The organism is Kosmotoga sp. DU53, from assembly GCF_001639905.1.
GTDB lineage: Bacteria > Thermotogota > Thermotogae > Petrotogales > Kosmotogaceae > Kosmotoga > Kosmotoga olearia.
Window position 1 is genome coordinate 1 of the sequence record NZ_JGCK01000074.1, and the last position, 15,690, is coordinate 15,690.

Here is a 15,690-nt window from a genome sequence, read left to right on the forward strand (position 1 = left end):
TCGGATCTCAAATCTCGGCTTTTCATCAGCGTCTGCAAGCCTCAACCTCGTGAGCGTCGCTCCACCAGCTGACAGCCTCGCGAGCGTCATGTTTTTTCTCGGACTCTCGGATTCTCGTGTTTTTCATTTTCCAATATTCCTTTAGCGACTAATCTTGCTTCTGCCGAAACACTGGTTATGGAAATAGAGAAACAGTTAGAGAATAACTCAAATGTTAGCGACGGCGAGAATGGAAGCAGGGAAAATTGAGTATTCTCCGAAATGATTTTGAAGATCGAGAACGACTTCGACCGTGTCTTTTTCTTTTTTAAATAAGTTTTCTTGATATACGTTTTTATTTACAGGCTTAAGTTTGTAAAGAGAAACCCCTATTGCCCTTACGGCTTCACCGTTCCATATTTCTCTTATCAACCAGTAAAGAACATTGTTCAAGTGTTCCGGGCGTGAAATATAAAAGGAAAGGCTTCTCGTGATTCTGGCAACGCTGAAATCGCTGTATTTTAAAAACAGACTGGTTCCTCTTGCCTGGTATCCGTATTTTCTCATTCTGTAAATAGCTTTCGCGCCGAGAAAACTTGCAACCCTTTCGATAAGTTCTATTGAATTTACATCATGATTGAGAGTCATCGAATGCCCCACAGATTTTGGTGGTTCTTTTTTAAAAAATAATTCTCTTGGATAATTTTTAACGGTAAGTGATTTAACGAGCCCCAGGAAAGAATTTCCAAAATTGTGGTAAAGGAAAAACTCATCTGCTTCTAATAATTCAGAGGCTTTTTTAAAACCAAAGTTTTCTAATTTCATCAGCGTGTGTGGTCCAATACCCGGAACCTGAGATATATCGACATTCTGCAAAAAATCCTTTTCTGATCCCTCTTTAACCACGACAAATCCCCGTGGCTTATTAAAATCACTCGCGATTTTGGCAATTAAAGGGTTTACTGCAACACCTATTGAAAAAGAAATCCCGAAGGTTTTTTCGATAGAGGTTCTAAAAAGCTTCAAAGCATTTATAGAATCAGACAAACTATGATATACGGATAAATCAATAAATGCTTCATCGATACTCGCTACAGAATATCTTGGAGATATGAATTCAAGGCGTTTCATAATTTCTTCGGATACGTATGTGTATTTGCCACTATCAACAGGCACAAATAAAGCTTTCGGACATATTTCTAAGGCCTTAAAGGCAGGCATACCCGCTTTAACTCCGTATTTTTTAGCTTCGTAACTTGCCGAAACGACCACAGAATGCCTTGTATCTTTTCCAGTCACAATGATTGGTTTGCCCTTAAGATAAGGATTAGAGGCTTGTTCCACACTGGCAAAAAAAGCGTCCATATCGACGTGTGCAATGTAGGGAATTGACTTTCGTGACTTACCAGTACTGACTTTCGTGGTAATACCACTGTTTGTCAAATTCTTTATATTCGAGAATGTGGATATTCCTCGAAGCCCTAACTGAGAATTTATAGACACGATAATCCCCCCTACGTTCTTTCCAGACGTATACAACCTTTTCTATTCGAATTTTTTTGTCATTGAGTACGAAATAGATGGGAAAGAAAAAACCATTTTCAAAACAAACTATGACTTTTATAGGCCTTCCTTCAGATACATTCTTTCACCTACTATGACTATTGAGGTATAAAAAAGTATATCACATTTAAATGACCTTGCCAAAGTCTAATCGAATCATGTTGTACAGTACATTGGAAAGGAAATATGGCGATATTTAACGTGGCAGCAAAAAGAAGTTCAATTATGTTGGATTATATGTAGCATACATTGAAATACCTATATTGTGTATATGGCCATAGAAAATTGACCCCCTACCCCTGGTAAAAAACTTCTTGGGCAGGATAATAGAATCAATCTGCAAGCGTCGCATTATCAATTGTCAGCGTCCGCAAGCCTCAACCTCGTGAGCCTCCTGAGCGCAGCTCAGCACTTTCGCCGCATAGCGGCCCCCTCGCCTTCTCGGACTCTCGTATTCTCGGATTCTTATCAGGAGTTCGTATCACCGGCGAAGCCGGTCGTAACAATCCCAAAGGGATTCGTATCCGCCGCGTAGCGGCTATCTCGTATTCTCGTATTCTTATCAGGAGTTCGCACCACTGGCACAGCCAGTCGCACTCTTTCTCAGTTCAAGGCGCCATCTTTTGATCCTGCTATTTTCAGTGGTTTAAAATAAAAATAAGGGAGGAACAGAAAAATGATTATTAATGAAGAGGTTATTTGGATTGTAAATTCATTGGTAGGGGAATTTGAAATTATAAAAGACCATAGGAATAGTAGTAACAGAACAGGCGTTTTAGAAATTAATGCTAACAATAAAAGAATGTTTATTAAGATTCATAACAGATTAAGTCGGTGGAGTCCTGAAGTTTATGCATATAAAAATTGGACTCATATACTTGGAGAATATGCCCCTAAACTAATTAATTTTTTTAATAACGATAATTTTTATGGAATAATTACTACCCCAATTTATGGAAAGACAGTAAATGAATATCAAATAAATGACGAGGATATATTAGAACCAATTTACTATAAAGCTGGAGAATTACTTAAGCAATTACATAACAACTTTAAAGGTACATATTTTGGTATTCCTGCGATTGATGGTTCACCTCTTGAAAGTAAGGCAAAAACGGATCCCGTAGATTATATTAATTCTGCATTAGAAGATATTTTGAAATCAGGATATGATAAAGGATTACTTAATAATAGTGATAAGGAATTAGTTAAATGGTGTATGAAGCATAGTGATGTCTTTGCAAATAGCAAGCCAGTTCCTACAAACTGGGACTTTTCACAAAACAACTGGATGGTTGATGAGGATGGTAAGCTTACTGGTTTTATAGATTTTGAAAATATGCTTTGGGGGATTGATGTTGACAGTTTGGAATAGTGATTGAAAGGTATACCCCAAATAGACCCAAGTTAAGGAAAGCTTTGTTTGAGGGATATGGATTAGAAAATAGTGAGGAAAAACAACTGCAACTTAAAATTGTAAGCGTTAAAATGGCTATAGCGGATATAACATATGGAGCTAGTGTTGGTAATGATAGAATTTTTTCATTAGGAAGAAACTTGATGGATAACCTAAAAATGCCAGGCTTCAAGATACATTAAGATCTTAAGAAAATGGGGACTATACCGCAGTGGACTGTCCCCATTTTCTGAGACTGTAGCTCTTATTTTAAGTAATGTCAACTGCGCAGCAGTTCGGGTCAACTCCGTAGGAGTTCGTGACAACTCAGAATGAGTTCGCTCCAATCCCGAAGGGATTCGTGTCTGCCGCGCAGCGGCTATCTCGGTTCTCGGACTCTCGGATTCTCGTATTCTTATCAGGAGTTCGGATAACCGACGAAGCCGGACACAGCGTCTTTCACTTCTTATAAGCATCTCCGCGCTTGATTATATGAATAACTAGAATAACGAAGGTATTATTCTGAAGTTTGAATATAATCCGGTAGTCTCCAACTCTCAATCTTAATAGACCATAATACTTGCCTGTCAAGATCTTCACATCGGGGCGGGGCACATTTTTACTACCATTATAATAATCTATGAGATTCAAAAACGCTTTATCGATTCTTTTTTGAACAGTTCTGTCTAACTTATTGTATTCTTTTTGTGCTGCTGTTGTGAATTCAATCCTGTAACTCATGCCCATCTGCTATCTCCAAATCTTCTTTTGTCATTGCATCGAGAATTTTGGTAAGTTCTGCGTTTTCTTCATCATCACAAGGCTCAACAGTTGACATGATCTTGAAATACAGGGAATTGTACCCTTCTGATTCTATGAATTTCCAAAGGGAACGTTCAATGATTTCACTTGCGCTTTTTCCCAATATTCTTTTCAATTCATTGAGAACCTTCCAGGTTGAAGGTCTCATCATTATATTGTGTCGTTCTTTTATCTCATTCATACCATCACCTTCTTTACAGATACACATAGTATGTGTGGTGTGTATATTATAACATATTTCACAAAATTGACTGATGATTTCTCGGGAGCTTACACCCCCGACGCAGCCAGTCGTAACAATCCCAAAGGGATTCGTATCTGCCGCGCAGCGGCTATCTCGGTTCTCGGACTCTCGGATTCTCGTGTTCTCTGGATTTATTCAGCGTCCGCGAGCCTCAGTCTTCGAGCGTCGCTCCATCAGCTGACAGCCTCGCAAGCGTCTTGCTTTTTCAACCGCTATCGGTTCGTGTCGATTTTCTGCTTTTTTTGCTGTAACTCCGTCGCGCACAGTGTTGTAAGCGCATATCAATTCACTTATCATATTTCCTGGAGAAGATTTAGGAATATTATGTGGACAAATGTGAACAATTGTGATACAATGTTTCAGAGGAGGGTGTTATGATGAAAACCGTAAATGTGAGAGATGTCAGAAACAAATTTAACGAAATTCTGAAAATCAATGAAGAAATCATTGTCTTAAAAAGAGGGGTTCCCGTGGCAAGTATAAAACCGTTTACAAAAAAAGATCTGGTAAAATACTACCTTGAAATGGCTCAAGAAGCCTCCAAAGGTGCTGGGTTGACCGAAGAAGAAGGTTTGTCTATCTTGAGAGAAGTTAGGGAAGAATTAGAAGATGAAGATAGTTATTGATACAAACATCGTGATTTCCGCTGCCCTTGGTTCAAACGCCTGTAAAACAGCAATTCTTAAAGCTCTTGGTAGGCAACATGTTGTTCTGGGGCCGCCAATCATTACCCTTGAACTCGACAGATTTCTTCATAAACTCCAGAAAAAATGGGAGACAATATCGAATTACTAGACAACATAGAGGCTTTTTTTCGAGCTTTTCTTGTATCAGTTGAAATAAAAAGCCCGTCGAAAATACGAAACATAAGCTCAGACAAACCAGATAATCATTTTCTTTCCTTGGCTTTCGAAGAATCTGCATTGTTTATAACTGGAGACAAACTTGCTGTAGAAAGCGGAAAGAAAGCAGGGATACTTGCCATGGTTCCATCTGAATGGAACTCGAGTCAGTGATATTGACGTGACTCGACATAAGATTTCTAAATGTAGCCAGAACATCATTAAATACAGACCAAGTGTATTCTTGCTAACAAAAGAAGATTACCATGATCAAGAAAACACCGTTTAATAACCAAAATGTGTGAAACTCCAGAGACACAGACTGTCTGCTTTTATAAAATATTTAAAGTATGCGAATTGATTAACTTCTTCACTTTTAAGAAAGCTTCATCGACGAAGTCGATTGGGACAACTGCGAAGCAGTTCGCAACAACTCCGCAGGAGTTCGCTCCAATCCCGAAGGGATTCGTGTCTGCCGCGCAGCGGCTATCTCGGTTCTCGGCTTTTTATCAGCGTCCGCGAGCCTCAGTCTTCGAGCGTCGCTCCACCAACTGACAGCGTCTGCAAGCCTCCTGGACGCAGTCCAGCACTCTCGGATTCTCGTATTCTATAAATACTGGAGTCTTTTCGTTAAAACGTTCTGTGACAGAACGATTTTGTGATATAATCGTTTTGCTGTAGAACGGATATTGGGGGCATGTTTATGAATCTTGATTCAACGATAGAAATTCTTAGCCTTATTCAAGAGAGAAAACTTCAAAAGTTGCCTGAAAGATTAAGACCTTTCTTTGAAGGAATAGAGTTTAAGAACAGGGCTGTTTTGGTCTTTGGGCCAAGAGGCGTTGGAAAAACCACTTTTATGCTTAGCAGGATCAAAAACAAGAAGATATTTTATCTTTCAGCTGATAATCCTCTGGTTTCAGCTGTGAGCCTCTGGGACCTTGGAAATGCCATTTTCATGAGAGGATACGAAGGAATTGCCATAGACGAGGTGCATTACGCTAAAGACTGGAGCGTTCACTTAAAAGCACTGTACGATGCCTTTCCGGATAAGATAATTTGGGCTAGTGATAGCAGTAGCTTAATATTGAGGCATGGAATTGCTGATCTGTCCCGAAGATTTTCCAGAATTGAAATTCCTTTGATGTCTTTCAGGGAGTATCTTGCTCTTAAAGAGGGTATTATTCTTCCGGCTATAAATCCACTTTCACCGGACAGAGATCTTGTCAAGAAAGCTATGGATTCAACCAACATTCTTTACGCCTTTCAGAATTTTATGGAAGAAGGATTCAGGCCTGTGTTTCTAGAATGGGATTATCGAGAACAAATAATGAATATTATCGAGAAGATCCTTCATGGAGACATTCCTTTTTTTGTACCTCAGATCACCGATATTCACTTTAGACTGATGAATGCAATAATAGGTTATCTCGCTATGTCGAAGATTCCAACTATAAATGTAGAAGGTATGTGCAAAGAATGGGGTATAGGCAAAGTAAAGTTGTACCAATTGTTGCACGTTATGGAGGCCACGGGATTGATAAGAATAATCTATCGTGAAAACGACACTAAAACCTTCTCAAAGGGAGCCAAAATCTTTCTTGCTGACCCATCTTTTTACTCCGTTCTTGGAGGGAACATTGGAACAAGACGGGAAGCATTCGTAGTTGCTGCTTTTTCAAACGCAGGTAAAAAAGTGTTTGCCTGCAAGAATGAAGAAGCGGGAGATTTTCTTGTAGATGGCGTAGTTATTGAAGTGGGTGGAAAAAATAAAGCAAAAAAGAGAGCTGATTACGTAATACGCGACAATATAGATTTACCTCACGGGAATGTAATTCCACTGTGGTTGCTTGGATTTATGTACTAACAAATATTAGAGTCTGTCCTTTTTTACTTTGATTCATCTTCGTCTCTCGTGGCCGCGTAGCGGCCCTCTCACCTTTCCGGACACGTATTCAGTTGTTAGCTGATAGTTGTTAGTTTCCGGTTTTTAAATCTCTATACCCTAGACCCTATACTTGCTTTTTTGCTCTTACTGTTTTCGCAAGCGTCGCTCCACCAACTGACAGCGTCGCAAACCTCCTGGACGTAGTCCAGCACTCTCGGACTCTCGGCTTTTTATCAGCGTCTGCGAGCCTCAACCTCGTGAGCGTCGCTCCACCAGCTGACAGCCTCGCGAGCGTCATGTTTTTTCTCGGACTCTCGGATTCTCGTATTCTTATCAGGAGTTCGAAACAATCCCAAAGGGATTCGCATCCGCTGCAAAGCAGCTCTTGCCTAACCCTAAGGCGCCATCTCTTGACCCTACGCAGTGGACTGTCCCCATTTTCTAAACCATTGCTGTCAGGCTTTATTTGCGCTTCCAAGAAAAGAGATTTTCTCTTTTACAGTTTCTGTAATTGCTGAAGAAGCTTCTTTCATGAGAGTCAATGGACTTTTGAGTGCAGGGTCTTCTTTAAGAATTTCTCTAATTTTTTCTGTGTAAACTATCTTAAGTCGAGTACCAATGTTTATTTTACAGAAATTAGTCTTAGACAATTTGATCAGATCTTCGTTTTTAACGCCACTTGAACCATGTAATACCAAAGGGGCGGGAACAAGTCTCGAAAGCTCTTCACATAGATCCATATGAAGATTGGCAGATTGTTTCTGCATTCCATGTATGGTTCCCACTGCAACTGCTAAAGCGTCGATCCCAGTCTCTTCTGCAAATTTAAGGGCAATTTTGGGATCCGTTAAGATCTCGCCAACATCTTCACCTTCCTCTGATTTTCCCACTCTACCAACTTCTGCTTCCACTGAAATTTCTAATGCTTTTGCAACTTTTACCACAATTTTGGTGTTGGCAATATTTTTCTCAAGCGCTAACGAAGAACCGTCATACATTACCGAGGTAAAACCAGCCTTCATAGCTTTGAAGATCAAATCTATATCAGAAGCATGATCGAGATGCGCAACAACAGGTATCCATGTTCTATTAGCCACTTCTTTGATAATCTCTGCGCCAAGTCTTGGACCCCAGTGTTTGATGCAGTTTCCGGCAGCCATTACTATGATTGGGGATTTCATTTCTTCAGCACCTCTAATTATTGCTTCAAGATCTTCATAAAGATTAAAATTAAAACCCGGAACAGCATAATTTCTTTCTTGAGCATCTTTCAGCACTTCTTCAAGCGTAACTAAGGGCATTATCATCCCCCCATATTTTCTTTCAATTTTTCGTACTCTTTCCAGATTTTTTCTACGGTAGTTTTAAGCTTCTTCCCAAGATTTTTATCAGGTTTAAAAGTATTTAATGGGTATGATTTCTTGGTATTTTCGATGGTTTGTATATCCTTCGATCCTGCTGCTGCAAGAGCAGCTCCCAGAGCAGTAGTTTCATTTATAGGAAAAACCTGTATTTCCCTATCCAAAAGAGAAGCTTTGTAGTTCATGAGAGTATCATTTAATGTACATCCGCCCCCTGCAATTATTTGGAACTTCTTTTCAGAGAAATTTTTAAGGTTATCTATTATGAATTTGCTAGAACCTGCAAGATAAATATAGGCACTCTGCATTAACCTAGCAGGATTAATTTCTAAAGGAGTCTCATAAAGAGTTACGCCTTTAGCTTTCTCTCTAAGAATCAAATCGCCGTTAACCATAAAAAGGGGGCTTTCGGGAAATTCTTCAAAGTTATTTATCTCACGGTTTAACCTTTCGAAAGTGCTGGAAGCCAATTCATTACCAGTGAGGTTTATTACCCACTGTAGAAGCTTTCCATAATACCTCATATTGCTTTCAAGATAATATTGTCCGTCCTCAAAAGCAACCCCGAGAGTTCCTCCAATCATAAAAGGTGCTTCCATATGAAGTTCGTTTTCTTTTTCTTTTAAAACTGCTGCGATTACTGATGAAGAACCCATAGAATCGAAGATAAACTCTTCCGAATCAGTCAACAATGCTATGGCGAAGAGCCCTGTTATATGGTCATGCCCCGCGCTGTATATCGGTATGTTATCCGAAGTCATTCCAATTAACTCACCAGTATATAAAAGTTTTCCCATGGTTTCTTTGGTTTCGCCTAATTCTTTCAAAAGTACACAATTCCATTGTCTGGAATGAATGTCTAGTGCGAAAGCTCTGCAAGCTTGGCTGAAATCCCAGGCCGAAACCTTGCATAATTTGTAAGCTATATAAGAACATACTGGAAGCCATTTATCTGCTACAATCCCACGATCTTTGTACCATCTGATCTTGTGTATTGAGAAAGTATAATCGCTATTAACTCCTGTGATTGAATAAGGCGTAAGATATGAGAGATTCCTTTCATGGTCTTTCCAATACTCGATAGTAGCCCGATCATTCCACATTAATGGATCATGCAAAGACACTCCGTCTTTGATTGGCACCACAGATTCGCCAAAACTCGAAAAAGCCATTCCAAGTACATTTACTTCTTTCTTGACATTTTCGATTACGTGGTATATGAATTTTTCGACCTTCTTGATATTAAGAAATTCGGAACCTTCAGAAACATATTTGGGTGTTATTTCTTTATAAACGCTTTTTACCTTGCCGTCGCTACCAAGAATTAGGACTTTCATATTGGTAGTTCCAATATCTGCTCCTAGATAAACCCCGCTCACAATTGAACCTCCATTACTATAACTTCCGGCAATACCCTTTCAAGATCTTTTTCGTCAAAGATGGCCGCGCCATATCTAAGGGTATTGGCAGTCCCGCAGGCTGTTGCGATTTTTAAGCTTTCTTTAAGTCCGAGGTTCTTTTCTAAACCATAGATTAAGCCTGCAAAAAAAGAATCACCCGAACCAACAGAAAAATCTGAATAAATCTTATTTGATTTTGCATTGAAAACACCCTCGTTGCTAAAGGTGAGGGAACCATCCTTCCCGTTGGTGATTATGAGAGTTTCTATTTCGTAATTTCTTCTGAAGTTTTCCATTCCTTTAAGGTCATCTTTTGGTATTTCGAAAGCTACCTTTAATTCGTCTGCATTTATTTTGAGGAGTTCTGGAGATACCTTTATTAATTCCTTTAGCCACTGTCCAGATATATCAACTTCTATTCGGCATCCTTTATTCCTAGCAAATTCGATTATTTCCACAAGATCCTTCCCATCGAATCCCCTGGCGGCACTTCCAGAAACTACAAGTCTGGATACTCCTGTTATGTTCTTCTTGAAGAATTTCTTGAATTCTTCAACTTCTTCATCTGACATCAATGGGCCTGGTTCGTTTATCATGAACATCCTTTTTTCATATTCATAAACCAATGCAGTATTAATTCTGTTAGAATCTTTTATCCAGAAATTCTTCGTATTAATACCTTCGGCTTTGCACTCATATTCAATGATTTTACCAACCTCACCTCCAAGGATATTGATGCAGAAGTAATCCCGAAATTTGAGCACATTTGTCATAACTCTTGCAAGATTCAAGCCCTTTCCATCCACAAACTTAATAACTTTATCGCCTCTAACTACATTTGTAATCACAGGTTGTTCTTTAAGAATTACCCAGTGGTCATAGCAGGGATTTAGATTCAATATGCATACGCTAATATTAGATACCCCCCTTATTACTTTCTGACACATAATCTTTAACGAACTTAGCGGTAAACTCATCTGTGATTAGGGTATCCACAAGTCCTGCCCTGAGAAGACCTACTAATCCATCAACCTTATGATGCCCGGCGGCAACTACTATGCGTTCACCTGCTTTGTTGTATTGATCCATAGAAAGATTGATACACCTATTCAAGATTTCCAGACCATGCATTTTTCCATTTATATCGAAGTAATGGGTTAAAATATCGCCTACAACTTCGGCTTTTTCAAGTTCATTTGCGTAGCTACCATCAAAGATATTCTCGCGGAATAATGGAGATCTAGCTATTGAATAACCCACACTACAGATTATGATGTCCAGGTTTTCCCACATTTCCTGAACTTTTTTGTATTCAGAAGATCTCTTTGCAATTTGAAACTGCTCTTCGTTTTCAAAGATAAAAGGAAGGTACATAGGAATCGCCCTTGCACCGGTCCTGTCAGCAAAACTTTGCACAATATGATTAATGTTAAAACGTTTATCAGAGAGCTTAGCAGTGCCGCCAGATAGAGGTACTATCGACCAGTCAGGCCTTTCAAGATCCTCTATTTCCTGTGAAAGCTTAAAAATTGTGTTTCCCCATCCCAGACCTATGTTCAGTTTGGTTTTAGGGAGTGTTTTTATATACTCTGACGTTCTTTTAATAAGAAAGTGAAGCAAAGTCTTTTCATTTCTTGCCCCTTTTGAAAGAATTAGCTTCTTAAGTCCAAAGATCTTCTTAAAAAAATAAGCAAGCTCAGATTCGATATTGGTGTTTACTTTTGGTGGAATAACATCGATATGGATGATACCTCTTTCATGGGCCATCTTGAGATATTTACTTATCTGAACCCTTGACACCCCATACTTTTCTGCAATATCCTTTTGCAGCATTTTTTTGATGTAATAGTCAACCGCTACTTCAAATAGAAGATCATCTGTAATCACTCTAATCACTCCTTAACAGAACCACTTACAAGTCCCGCAATAAAGAATTTTTGCAGAATCATAAACATTATCAATGGTGGTAATGTAGCTAGTATTGAACCGGCGAATAGTGGACCCCATCTGGTCTGATACTGCCCAACAAAGAGAGAAAGGAATGTTGGAATTGTTTGTTTGGCTTTACTTGTAAGTATAGACATAGAGTAAAGAAGTTCACTCCAGGAAAAAAGAAAGGCATATATTCCAACTGAAGCAATACCTGGAAGCGTAACTGGTAATATCACTTTGCTGAAAGCCTGCCAGAAATTGCAGCCGTCAATTTTTGCTGCTTCCTCCAACGTCTTTGGAACTTTAATGAAAAAGGTGCGCATAAACATAATGGAAATGGGAGTGGTAAAAGGTAAATATGCGAGTATCAAACCTATATATGTATTAAGAAGACCAATACTAATAAGCAATTTAAAAATTGGAATGATGAAAACAACCATTGGAAACATTTGAAATAACATCACACTGGATAGCAATAAGCTTTTCCCTCTGAAATTGTATCTGGCAAAGGCGTAAGCTGGAAATATTCCAAGTAATACAGAAAAAAGCATAGTTCCTGCACCAATAATAATACTGTTTTTAAAATACCTCCAGAAATTCATGTTACCTATTTTCTCAAAGTGTTCCATAGTTGGCGAGAAAATAAAGTATTTTAATGGATAAGCATAGATATCTGGATAGGTTTTAAAAGCCGTTAAAACAAGCCACAGAAAAGGGAAAGCTATGATTACTGACAAAGCTATGAGAACAACATAGGTGATTGTTTTCTGAAGTTTCTTCCTTTTGCTCCTCGTCATCCGGCTTCCTCCTTGGATATATTTTTGAGAAATGCAAAGGCAATTAAGAATATGATAACGAATAATATATTGGAAAGTGCTGCTGACTTATTATAATCAAGGAATTTGAATCCCAATTTGTAGATGTAGGTGACTACCGTTTCTGTACCGTAACCCGGTCCACCACCAGTCATGATGTAAATCAACGGGAAATAGTTGATGGTCCATATAGTAGTTAGCATAATAGTAGTTATAATTACTGGTTTCAATTGCGGAATAGTAATATTCCAAAATCTTCTAAAGACACTGGCTCCATCAATTTCTGCCGCTTCATAAAGTTGGGTTGGGATAGTTTGTAGTCCTGCAAGGAAAAACATTCCAGAAAGACAAAATCCTTTCCAGATGTTTGCTATGATTACAGCGAGCATCGCCATGTTTTCTGTGGCAAGCCATGGGATATAGTCCGATATCAAATGCATCTTCATCAACAAGTCGTTCAATACTCCATACATGTCGTTATACATCCATTTCCACATCACACCTGCAACGATATCAAGGGTTGCCCAAGGGAGAATAAGAATAATACTTCTAAATATGACTTGCCCTTTCGTAGATTGATTCAAGAGTAGCGCAACAACTAGACCGAGTAAAAATTGACCCATAACGCTCCCAAAAACCCAAATTGCTGTATTCCACATTGCACGTCCAACTATTGGATCAGTAAAACATTTTATATAATTTTGAAAGGTAAAAGTACCAGTATCGGAGCTTTTGAAGCTATTGATAACATTTGTAATTAGTAGAAAAATTATCAGAGTCACAATTAGGATTACATAAGGAAGTATCATTCTGTATGCGTTTTTTTCATCTCGAGTGAGTTTGGCCAAAATTAATTCAACCCCTTTGACTTGGCTAATATAAATGGAGAATAAGGGCGGAGATCCTCCGCCCACAATATATCAATTTGCACCCAGAATTTTATTTACTTTATCAGCTGCAGTTTGAATAGCTTCTTCAGGAGTAGCCTTCCCAAGAAGAACGTTCTGAATCATAATTTGAATCTGTTCGGAAATCTGTGGATATTCAGGAATTGGAGGTCTTGCAGCTGCGTAAGGGAAGGTTTTAAAAATTACCTGCCATTTTGGATCCTGAAGTTTCGGAGCTGCAAAACATACATCTTTTCTTGTTGGCATGGGGCCACCTTTGGCTTCGATCCAAGTCATCCATGTGTCAAAACTCGTAAGATACTTTGCTAATTCCCAAGCTTTTTCCTTGTTCTTGCTTACAGTAGGGATAACAAGAGCCCAACCCCCAAGAACACTTGCCGGTTTTGCGCCGTATGGGTGAAGAGAAACGGAATAGTTGCCCTTTATTGCAGGATTTGCAACTTCAATAAGAGGGAAGGACCAGGGGCCACCAATTGCCATAGCTACTCTATTCTGGGCCATCATGTTTCTGTAATCGTCTTCGTTGTAGGAAAGAGCATTGGGGCTTACTTTGTACGTAATCGCAAGATCGGTATAAAATTTAAGAGCTCTTAAACCTCTGGGGTATTGAAAGCTGCTGCAGAATAGTCATCAGTAAGAAATTTTCCACCCGCTTCATAAAGGAAAATAAGGTATCCAAGAGTTGCATGCTCTGTCTTTGTTCCACTCACACCATAGCCGTAAATTCTCTTTTTGGGATTGGTTATCTTCATTGCTTGGTAAACAAGTTCTTCCCAGGTTTCGGGAGGATTATCACCATCAAGGCCAGCCTGATCAAGCATGTTCTTGTTGTAAAGGAGTAGCCTGCAATCGGTATACCAGGGAAGGCCGTATTTTCTGCCAGCGTATGTAACTGTTGGCCAGAGGTTTTCCCAGATCTGCTCTGTTCCATTCCAAACAGCGAGCTTATCATCAATAGGTGTAAGCCATCCTTTTTTAGCGAATGTAGGAACCCAACCACCAAGATCTGCGAAAGCTAGATCAGGACCTTGGCCAGCTTCAAGAGCAGTCAAAAGCTTGTCATAGTATATAGCAAAACCAAAAAGCTGTACTTCTACTTTGATTCCTGTTTCTTGAGTAAATTTGTTAATTATCATATCCCAAGTATCGTCAAGTTCAGCAACCTGTCCGCCAATCCAGATTGTTAGTATGTCTGAGAAACCTATTACTGCGAAAACTGAAACAAACATAAGAAACAACACGAGAAACTTTTTCATAGCGCAACCTCCTCTTAGGTTTGGGTTGCATATGTAACTTACCTTTGTGATTACATATGTAACCATTTTAGTAATCACTATTATGCTACTCTCCTCAATCCAAATATCCGAATCTGCTGATAAAGCTTTAAAGATGATTAAATGTATTTTGAACCGATTACGTTGAATATGCAGATATTCCTTCGAAAATCCAGCAGATGAAGATTTGCTTCTGACAAAGTAAAAACGCAGCAGTAAGGAAAGAAAGAAGGGCGTTACCACAATCGCGATTCTTTGCTCTCGAACTCTTACATCTTTGCTTTTTTCCTAAGCAACGTAGTTGCTCCCAGCATCAACAGCGTTAGCTGTAAAAAAGTATCTGTCCCTATATATTATTGTTTAGGTCTCGATTTTTTCAAGCCGTAATTTCGTTGCGCATAGCCGTTACGAAGTCACGCACAGCCTGAACTTTAGCTCAGCAAAGCCCCTGCGAAGCAGGGTGGCGCGAAGCTAGGCTCACCCCCCAGCATAGCCGGGCTTACCCGCCGCGTAGCGGCCCTCTCGGATTTTCGGGTCTCTAAATATTGGTGTTTGTTGGTGTTTGTCCTTATTTTCTTGTCAGCTATTACAGGGAGAGGATCTTGAAAAATGCGGAATTGAAGAAGTCTGTTCTTCCGTGGGATAGAACCTTCGAATGCGAACTGTAACTTGAAGTTTTCTTTGAAGATTGAAACAGAACAAATCTTGGATTCGTTCTATTTTTTTATTCTTCCATAGTTGTCCAGGTACCAAAGAGCTTTCAAAGTCCATACACCTATCCACTCATTGTAAGCCGGTTTCAAGTCCCCTTTATAATAGCTCTTTCCCCATGGCGGGAGTATTTTTTCATGTGTTTCAAGCTGATCTATCAAAAAATCGAGATTGGCTTCTATTTTGGATTCGTCAACATCGAACCTTTGTTTGTCGGGACTGCAAACAAATTCAAGTGGTAACGGGACGTATTCTTTCCATTTCTTTTCGTCGTATTCGATTACCTGCGAAATGGCTGCTTCTATCCTTGTAATGCACCCCGAAAAACTGGACAAAAAATCAAGCAATTTTGTGTAGACTCACGGATTCTTCGAATACCTCTTTGGGACTCTTGTAACCTAGTGCACTGTGTGGATATTCTTCATTGTAAAACGTTTCAAAAGTTTTGGTCTTTTCGATTAGCTCTTCGTAACTCGGATTGTCCAGTACCCATGCAACTTCTTCTTTGTATGTTCTGAAATACCTTTCCGTGTTGGCATTACCTTTTGGGTTGTT

At 39.2% G+C, this 15,690-nt stretch carries 18 protein-coding genes; 5 read left to right on the forward strand and 13 right to left on the reverse strand.

Annotated features, from left to right (window positions below; translation table 11 throughout):
- Positions 1-207: 207 nt before the first annotated feature.
- Positions 208-1,482 (reverse strand): DNA polymerase IV, encoded by a 1,275-nt coding sequence (locus DU53_RS11310; protein ID WP_063728716.1) that lies wholly within the window; start codon positions 1,480-1,482, stop codon positions 208-210.
- A 736-nt stretch (positions 1,483-2,218) separates the two neighbouring features.
- Here DU53_RS11310 and DU53_RS11315 point away from each other — a divergent pair.
- On the forward strand, positions 2,219-2,917 hold the full coding sequence (locus tag DU53_RS11315; protein ID WP_063728718.1) for an aminoglycoside phosphotransferase family protein: 699 nt from the start codon (positions 2,219-2,221) through the stop codon (positions 2,915-2,917).
- Positions 2,917-3,141 (forward strand): hypothetical protein, encoded by a 225-nt coding sequence (locus DU53_RS11320; RefSeq protein WP_063728720.1) that lies wholly within the window; start codon positions 2,917-2,919, stop codon positions 3,139-3,141. The genes DU53_RS11315 and DU53_RS11320 overlap by 1 nt, the downstream gene beginning before the upstream one ends.
- Positions 3,142-3,397: 256 nt before the next feature.
- On the opposite strand, the gene DU53_RS11325 is transcribed toward DU53_RS11320, so the two are convergent.
- Both DU53_RS11325 and DU53_RS11330 read right to left on the reverse strand, forming a co-directional pair.
- Entirely contained in the window at positions 3,398-3,679 is a 282-nt protein-coding gene (locus DU53_RS11325) for a type II toxin-antitoxin system RelE/ParE family toxin (RefSeq protein WP_235599831.1), read from the reverse strand.
- The gene (locus DU53_RS11330) at positions 3,663-3,941 is read right to left on the reverse strand and encodes a hypothetical protein (RefSeq protein WP_063728723.1); all 279 of its coding nucleotides are present in this window, start codon (positions 3,939-3,941) and stop codon (positions 3,663-3,665) included. The genes DU53_RS11325 and DU53_RS11330 overlap by 17 nt, the downstream gene beginning before the upstream one ends.
- Before the next feature lie 440 nt (positions 3,942-4,381).
- Here DU53_RS11330 and DU53_RS11335 point away from each other — a divergent pair, with 440 nt between their 5' ends.
- The 3 genes from DU53_RS11335 to DU53_RS11350 all read left to right on the forward strand — a co-directional run bounded on the left by DU53_RS11335 (position 4,382) and on the right by DU53_RS11350 (position 6,713).
- Entirely contained in the window at positions 4,382-4,630 is a 249-nt protein-coding gene (locus DU53_RS11335; protein WP_063728725.1) for a type II toxin-antitoxin system Phd/YefM family antitoxin, read from the forward strand.
- Positions 4,614-4,799 carry a hypothetical protein gene (locus DU53_RS11340; RefSeq protein WP_063728726.1) on the forward strand — a complete coding sequence of 62 codons (186 nt, stop codon included), beginning with the start codon at positions 4,614-4,616 and terminating at the stop codon, positions 4,797-4,799. The genes DU53_RS11335 and DU53_RS11340 overlap by 17 nt, the downstream gene beginning before the upstream one ends.
- Positions 4,800-5,549: 750 nt before the next feature.
- Entirely contained in the window at positions 5,550-6,713 is a 1,164-nt protein-coding gene (locus tag DU53_RS11350; RefSeq protein WP_063728729.1) for an ATP-binding protein, read from the forward strand.
- Between the two features lie 476 nt (positions 6,714-7,189).
- Here DU53_RS11350 and DU53_RS11360 read toward each other — a convergent pair whose 3' ends face one another.
- The 10 genes from DU53_RS11360 to DU53_RS11400 all read right to left on the reverse strand — a co-directional run.
- On the reverse strand, positions 7,190-8,035 hold the full coding sequence (locus DU53_RS11360; RefSeq protein WP_063728732.1) for a class II fructose-bisphosphate aldolase: 846 nt from the start codon (positions 8,033-8,035) through the stop codon (positions 7,190-7,192).
- 2 nt (positions 8,036-8,037) lie between these two features.
- Positions 8,038-9,474, reverse strand: coding sequence for an L-fuculokinase (locus tag DU53_RS11365; RefSeq protein WP_082853935.1), 1,437 nt, complete (start codon positions 9,472-9,474; stop codon positions 8,038-8,040).
- Positions 9,471-10,343, reverse strand: coding sequence for a 1-phosphofructokinase family hexose kinase (locus DU53_RS11370; protein WP_235599832.1), 873 nt, complete (start codon positions 10,341-10,343; stop codon positions 9,471-9,473). Before DU53_RS11370 ends, DU53_RS11365 begins: the two co-directional genes overlap by 4 nt.
- Before the next feature lie 67 nt (positions 10,344-10,410).
- A complete protein-coding gene (locus DU53_RS11375) occupies positions 10,411-11,382 on the reverse strand; it encodes a sugar-binding transcriptional regulator (RefSeq protein ID WP_063728733.1) in 972 nt (323 codons plus the stop codon).
- Between the two features lie 5 nt (positions 11,383-11,387).
- Positions 11,388-12,224, reverse strand: a complete 837-nt coding sequence (locus DU53_RS11380) for a carbohydrate ABC transporter permease (protein WP_063728734.1) — start codon at positions 12,222-12,224, stop codon at positions 11,388-11,390.
- Positions 12,221-13,090, reverse strand: coding sequence for a carbohydrate ABC transporter permease (locus DU53_RS11385; protein ID WP_082853936.1), 870 nt, complete (start codon positions 13,088-13,090; stop codon positions 12,221-12,223). Before DU53_RS11385 ends, DU53_RS11380 begins: the two co-directional genes overlap by 4 nt.
- 72 nt (positions 13,091-13,162) lie before the next feature.
- Positions 13,163-13,711 (reverse strand): extracellular solute-binding protein, encoded by a 549-nt coding sequence (locus DU53_RS13250; protein WP_255358918.1) that lies wholly within the window; start codon positions 13,709-13,711, stop codon positions 13,163-13,165.
- 29 nt (positions 13,712-13,740) lie between these two features.
- The gene (locus DU53_RS13255) at positions 13,741-14,406 is read right to left on the reverse strand and encodes an extracellular solute-binding protein (protein ID WP_255358917.1); all 666 of its coding nucleotides are present in this window, start codon (positions 14,404-14,406) and stop codon (positions 13,741-13,743) included.
- A 734-nt stretch (positions 14,407-15,140) separates the two neighbouring features.
- Positions 15,141-15,470: a hypothetical protein gene (locus DU53_RS11395; RefSeq protein WP_161484794.1), complete on the reverse strand. Its 330-nt coding sequence runs from the start codon at positions 15,468-15,470 to the stop codon at positions 15,141-15,143.
- Positions 15,471-15,474: 4 nt separating this feature from the next.
- Positions 15,475-15,690: integrase core domain-containing protein (locus DU53_RS11400; protein ID WP_153020859.1), on the reverse strand; the 216-nt coding region annotated here is incomplete at its 5' end.

Bases quoted from the DNA above. Each gene is read 5' to 3' on its own strand.
- DU53_RS11315 (WP_063728718.1), top strand. From the start codon at position 2,219: ATGATTATTAATGAAGAGGTTATTTGGATTGTAAATTCATTGGTAGGG.
- DU53_RS11325 (WP_235599831.1), bottom strand. From the start codon at position 3,679: ATGAGTTACAGGATTGAATTCACAACAGCAGCACAAAAAGAATACAAT.
- DU53_RS11330 (WP_063728723.1), bottom strand. From the start codon at position 3,941: ATGAATGAGATAAAAGAACGACACAATATAATGATGAGACCTTCAACC.
- DU53_RS11335 (WP_063728725.1), top strand. From the start codon at position 4,382: ATGAAAACCGTAAATGTGAGAGATGTCAGAAACAAATTTAACGAAATT.
- DU53_RS11340 (WP_063728726.1), top strand. From the start codon at position 4,614: ATGAAGATAGTTATTGATACAAACATCGTGATTTCCGCTGCCCTTGGT.
- DU53_RS11350 (WP_063728729.1), top strand. From the start codon at position 5,550: ATGAATCTTGATTCAACGATAGAAATTCTTAGCCTTATTCAAGAGAGA.
- DU53_RS11360 (WP_063728732.1), bottom strand. From the start codon at position 8,035: ATGCCCTTAGTTACGCTTGAAGAAGTGCTGAAAGATGCTCAAGAAAGA.
- DU53_RS11380 (WP_063728734.1), bottom strand. From the start codon at position 12,224: ATGACGAGGAGCAAAAGGAAGAAACTTCAGAAAACAATCACCTATGTT.
- DU53_RS13255 (WP_255358917.1), bottom strand. From the start codon at position 14,406: ATGAAAAAGTTTCTCGTGTTGTTTCTTATGTTTGTTTCAGTTTTCGCA.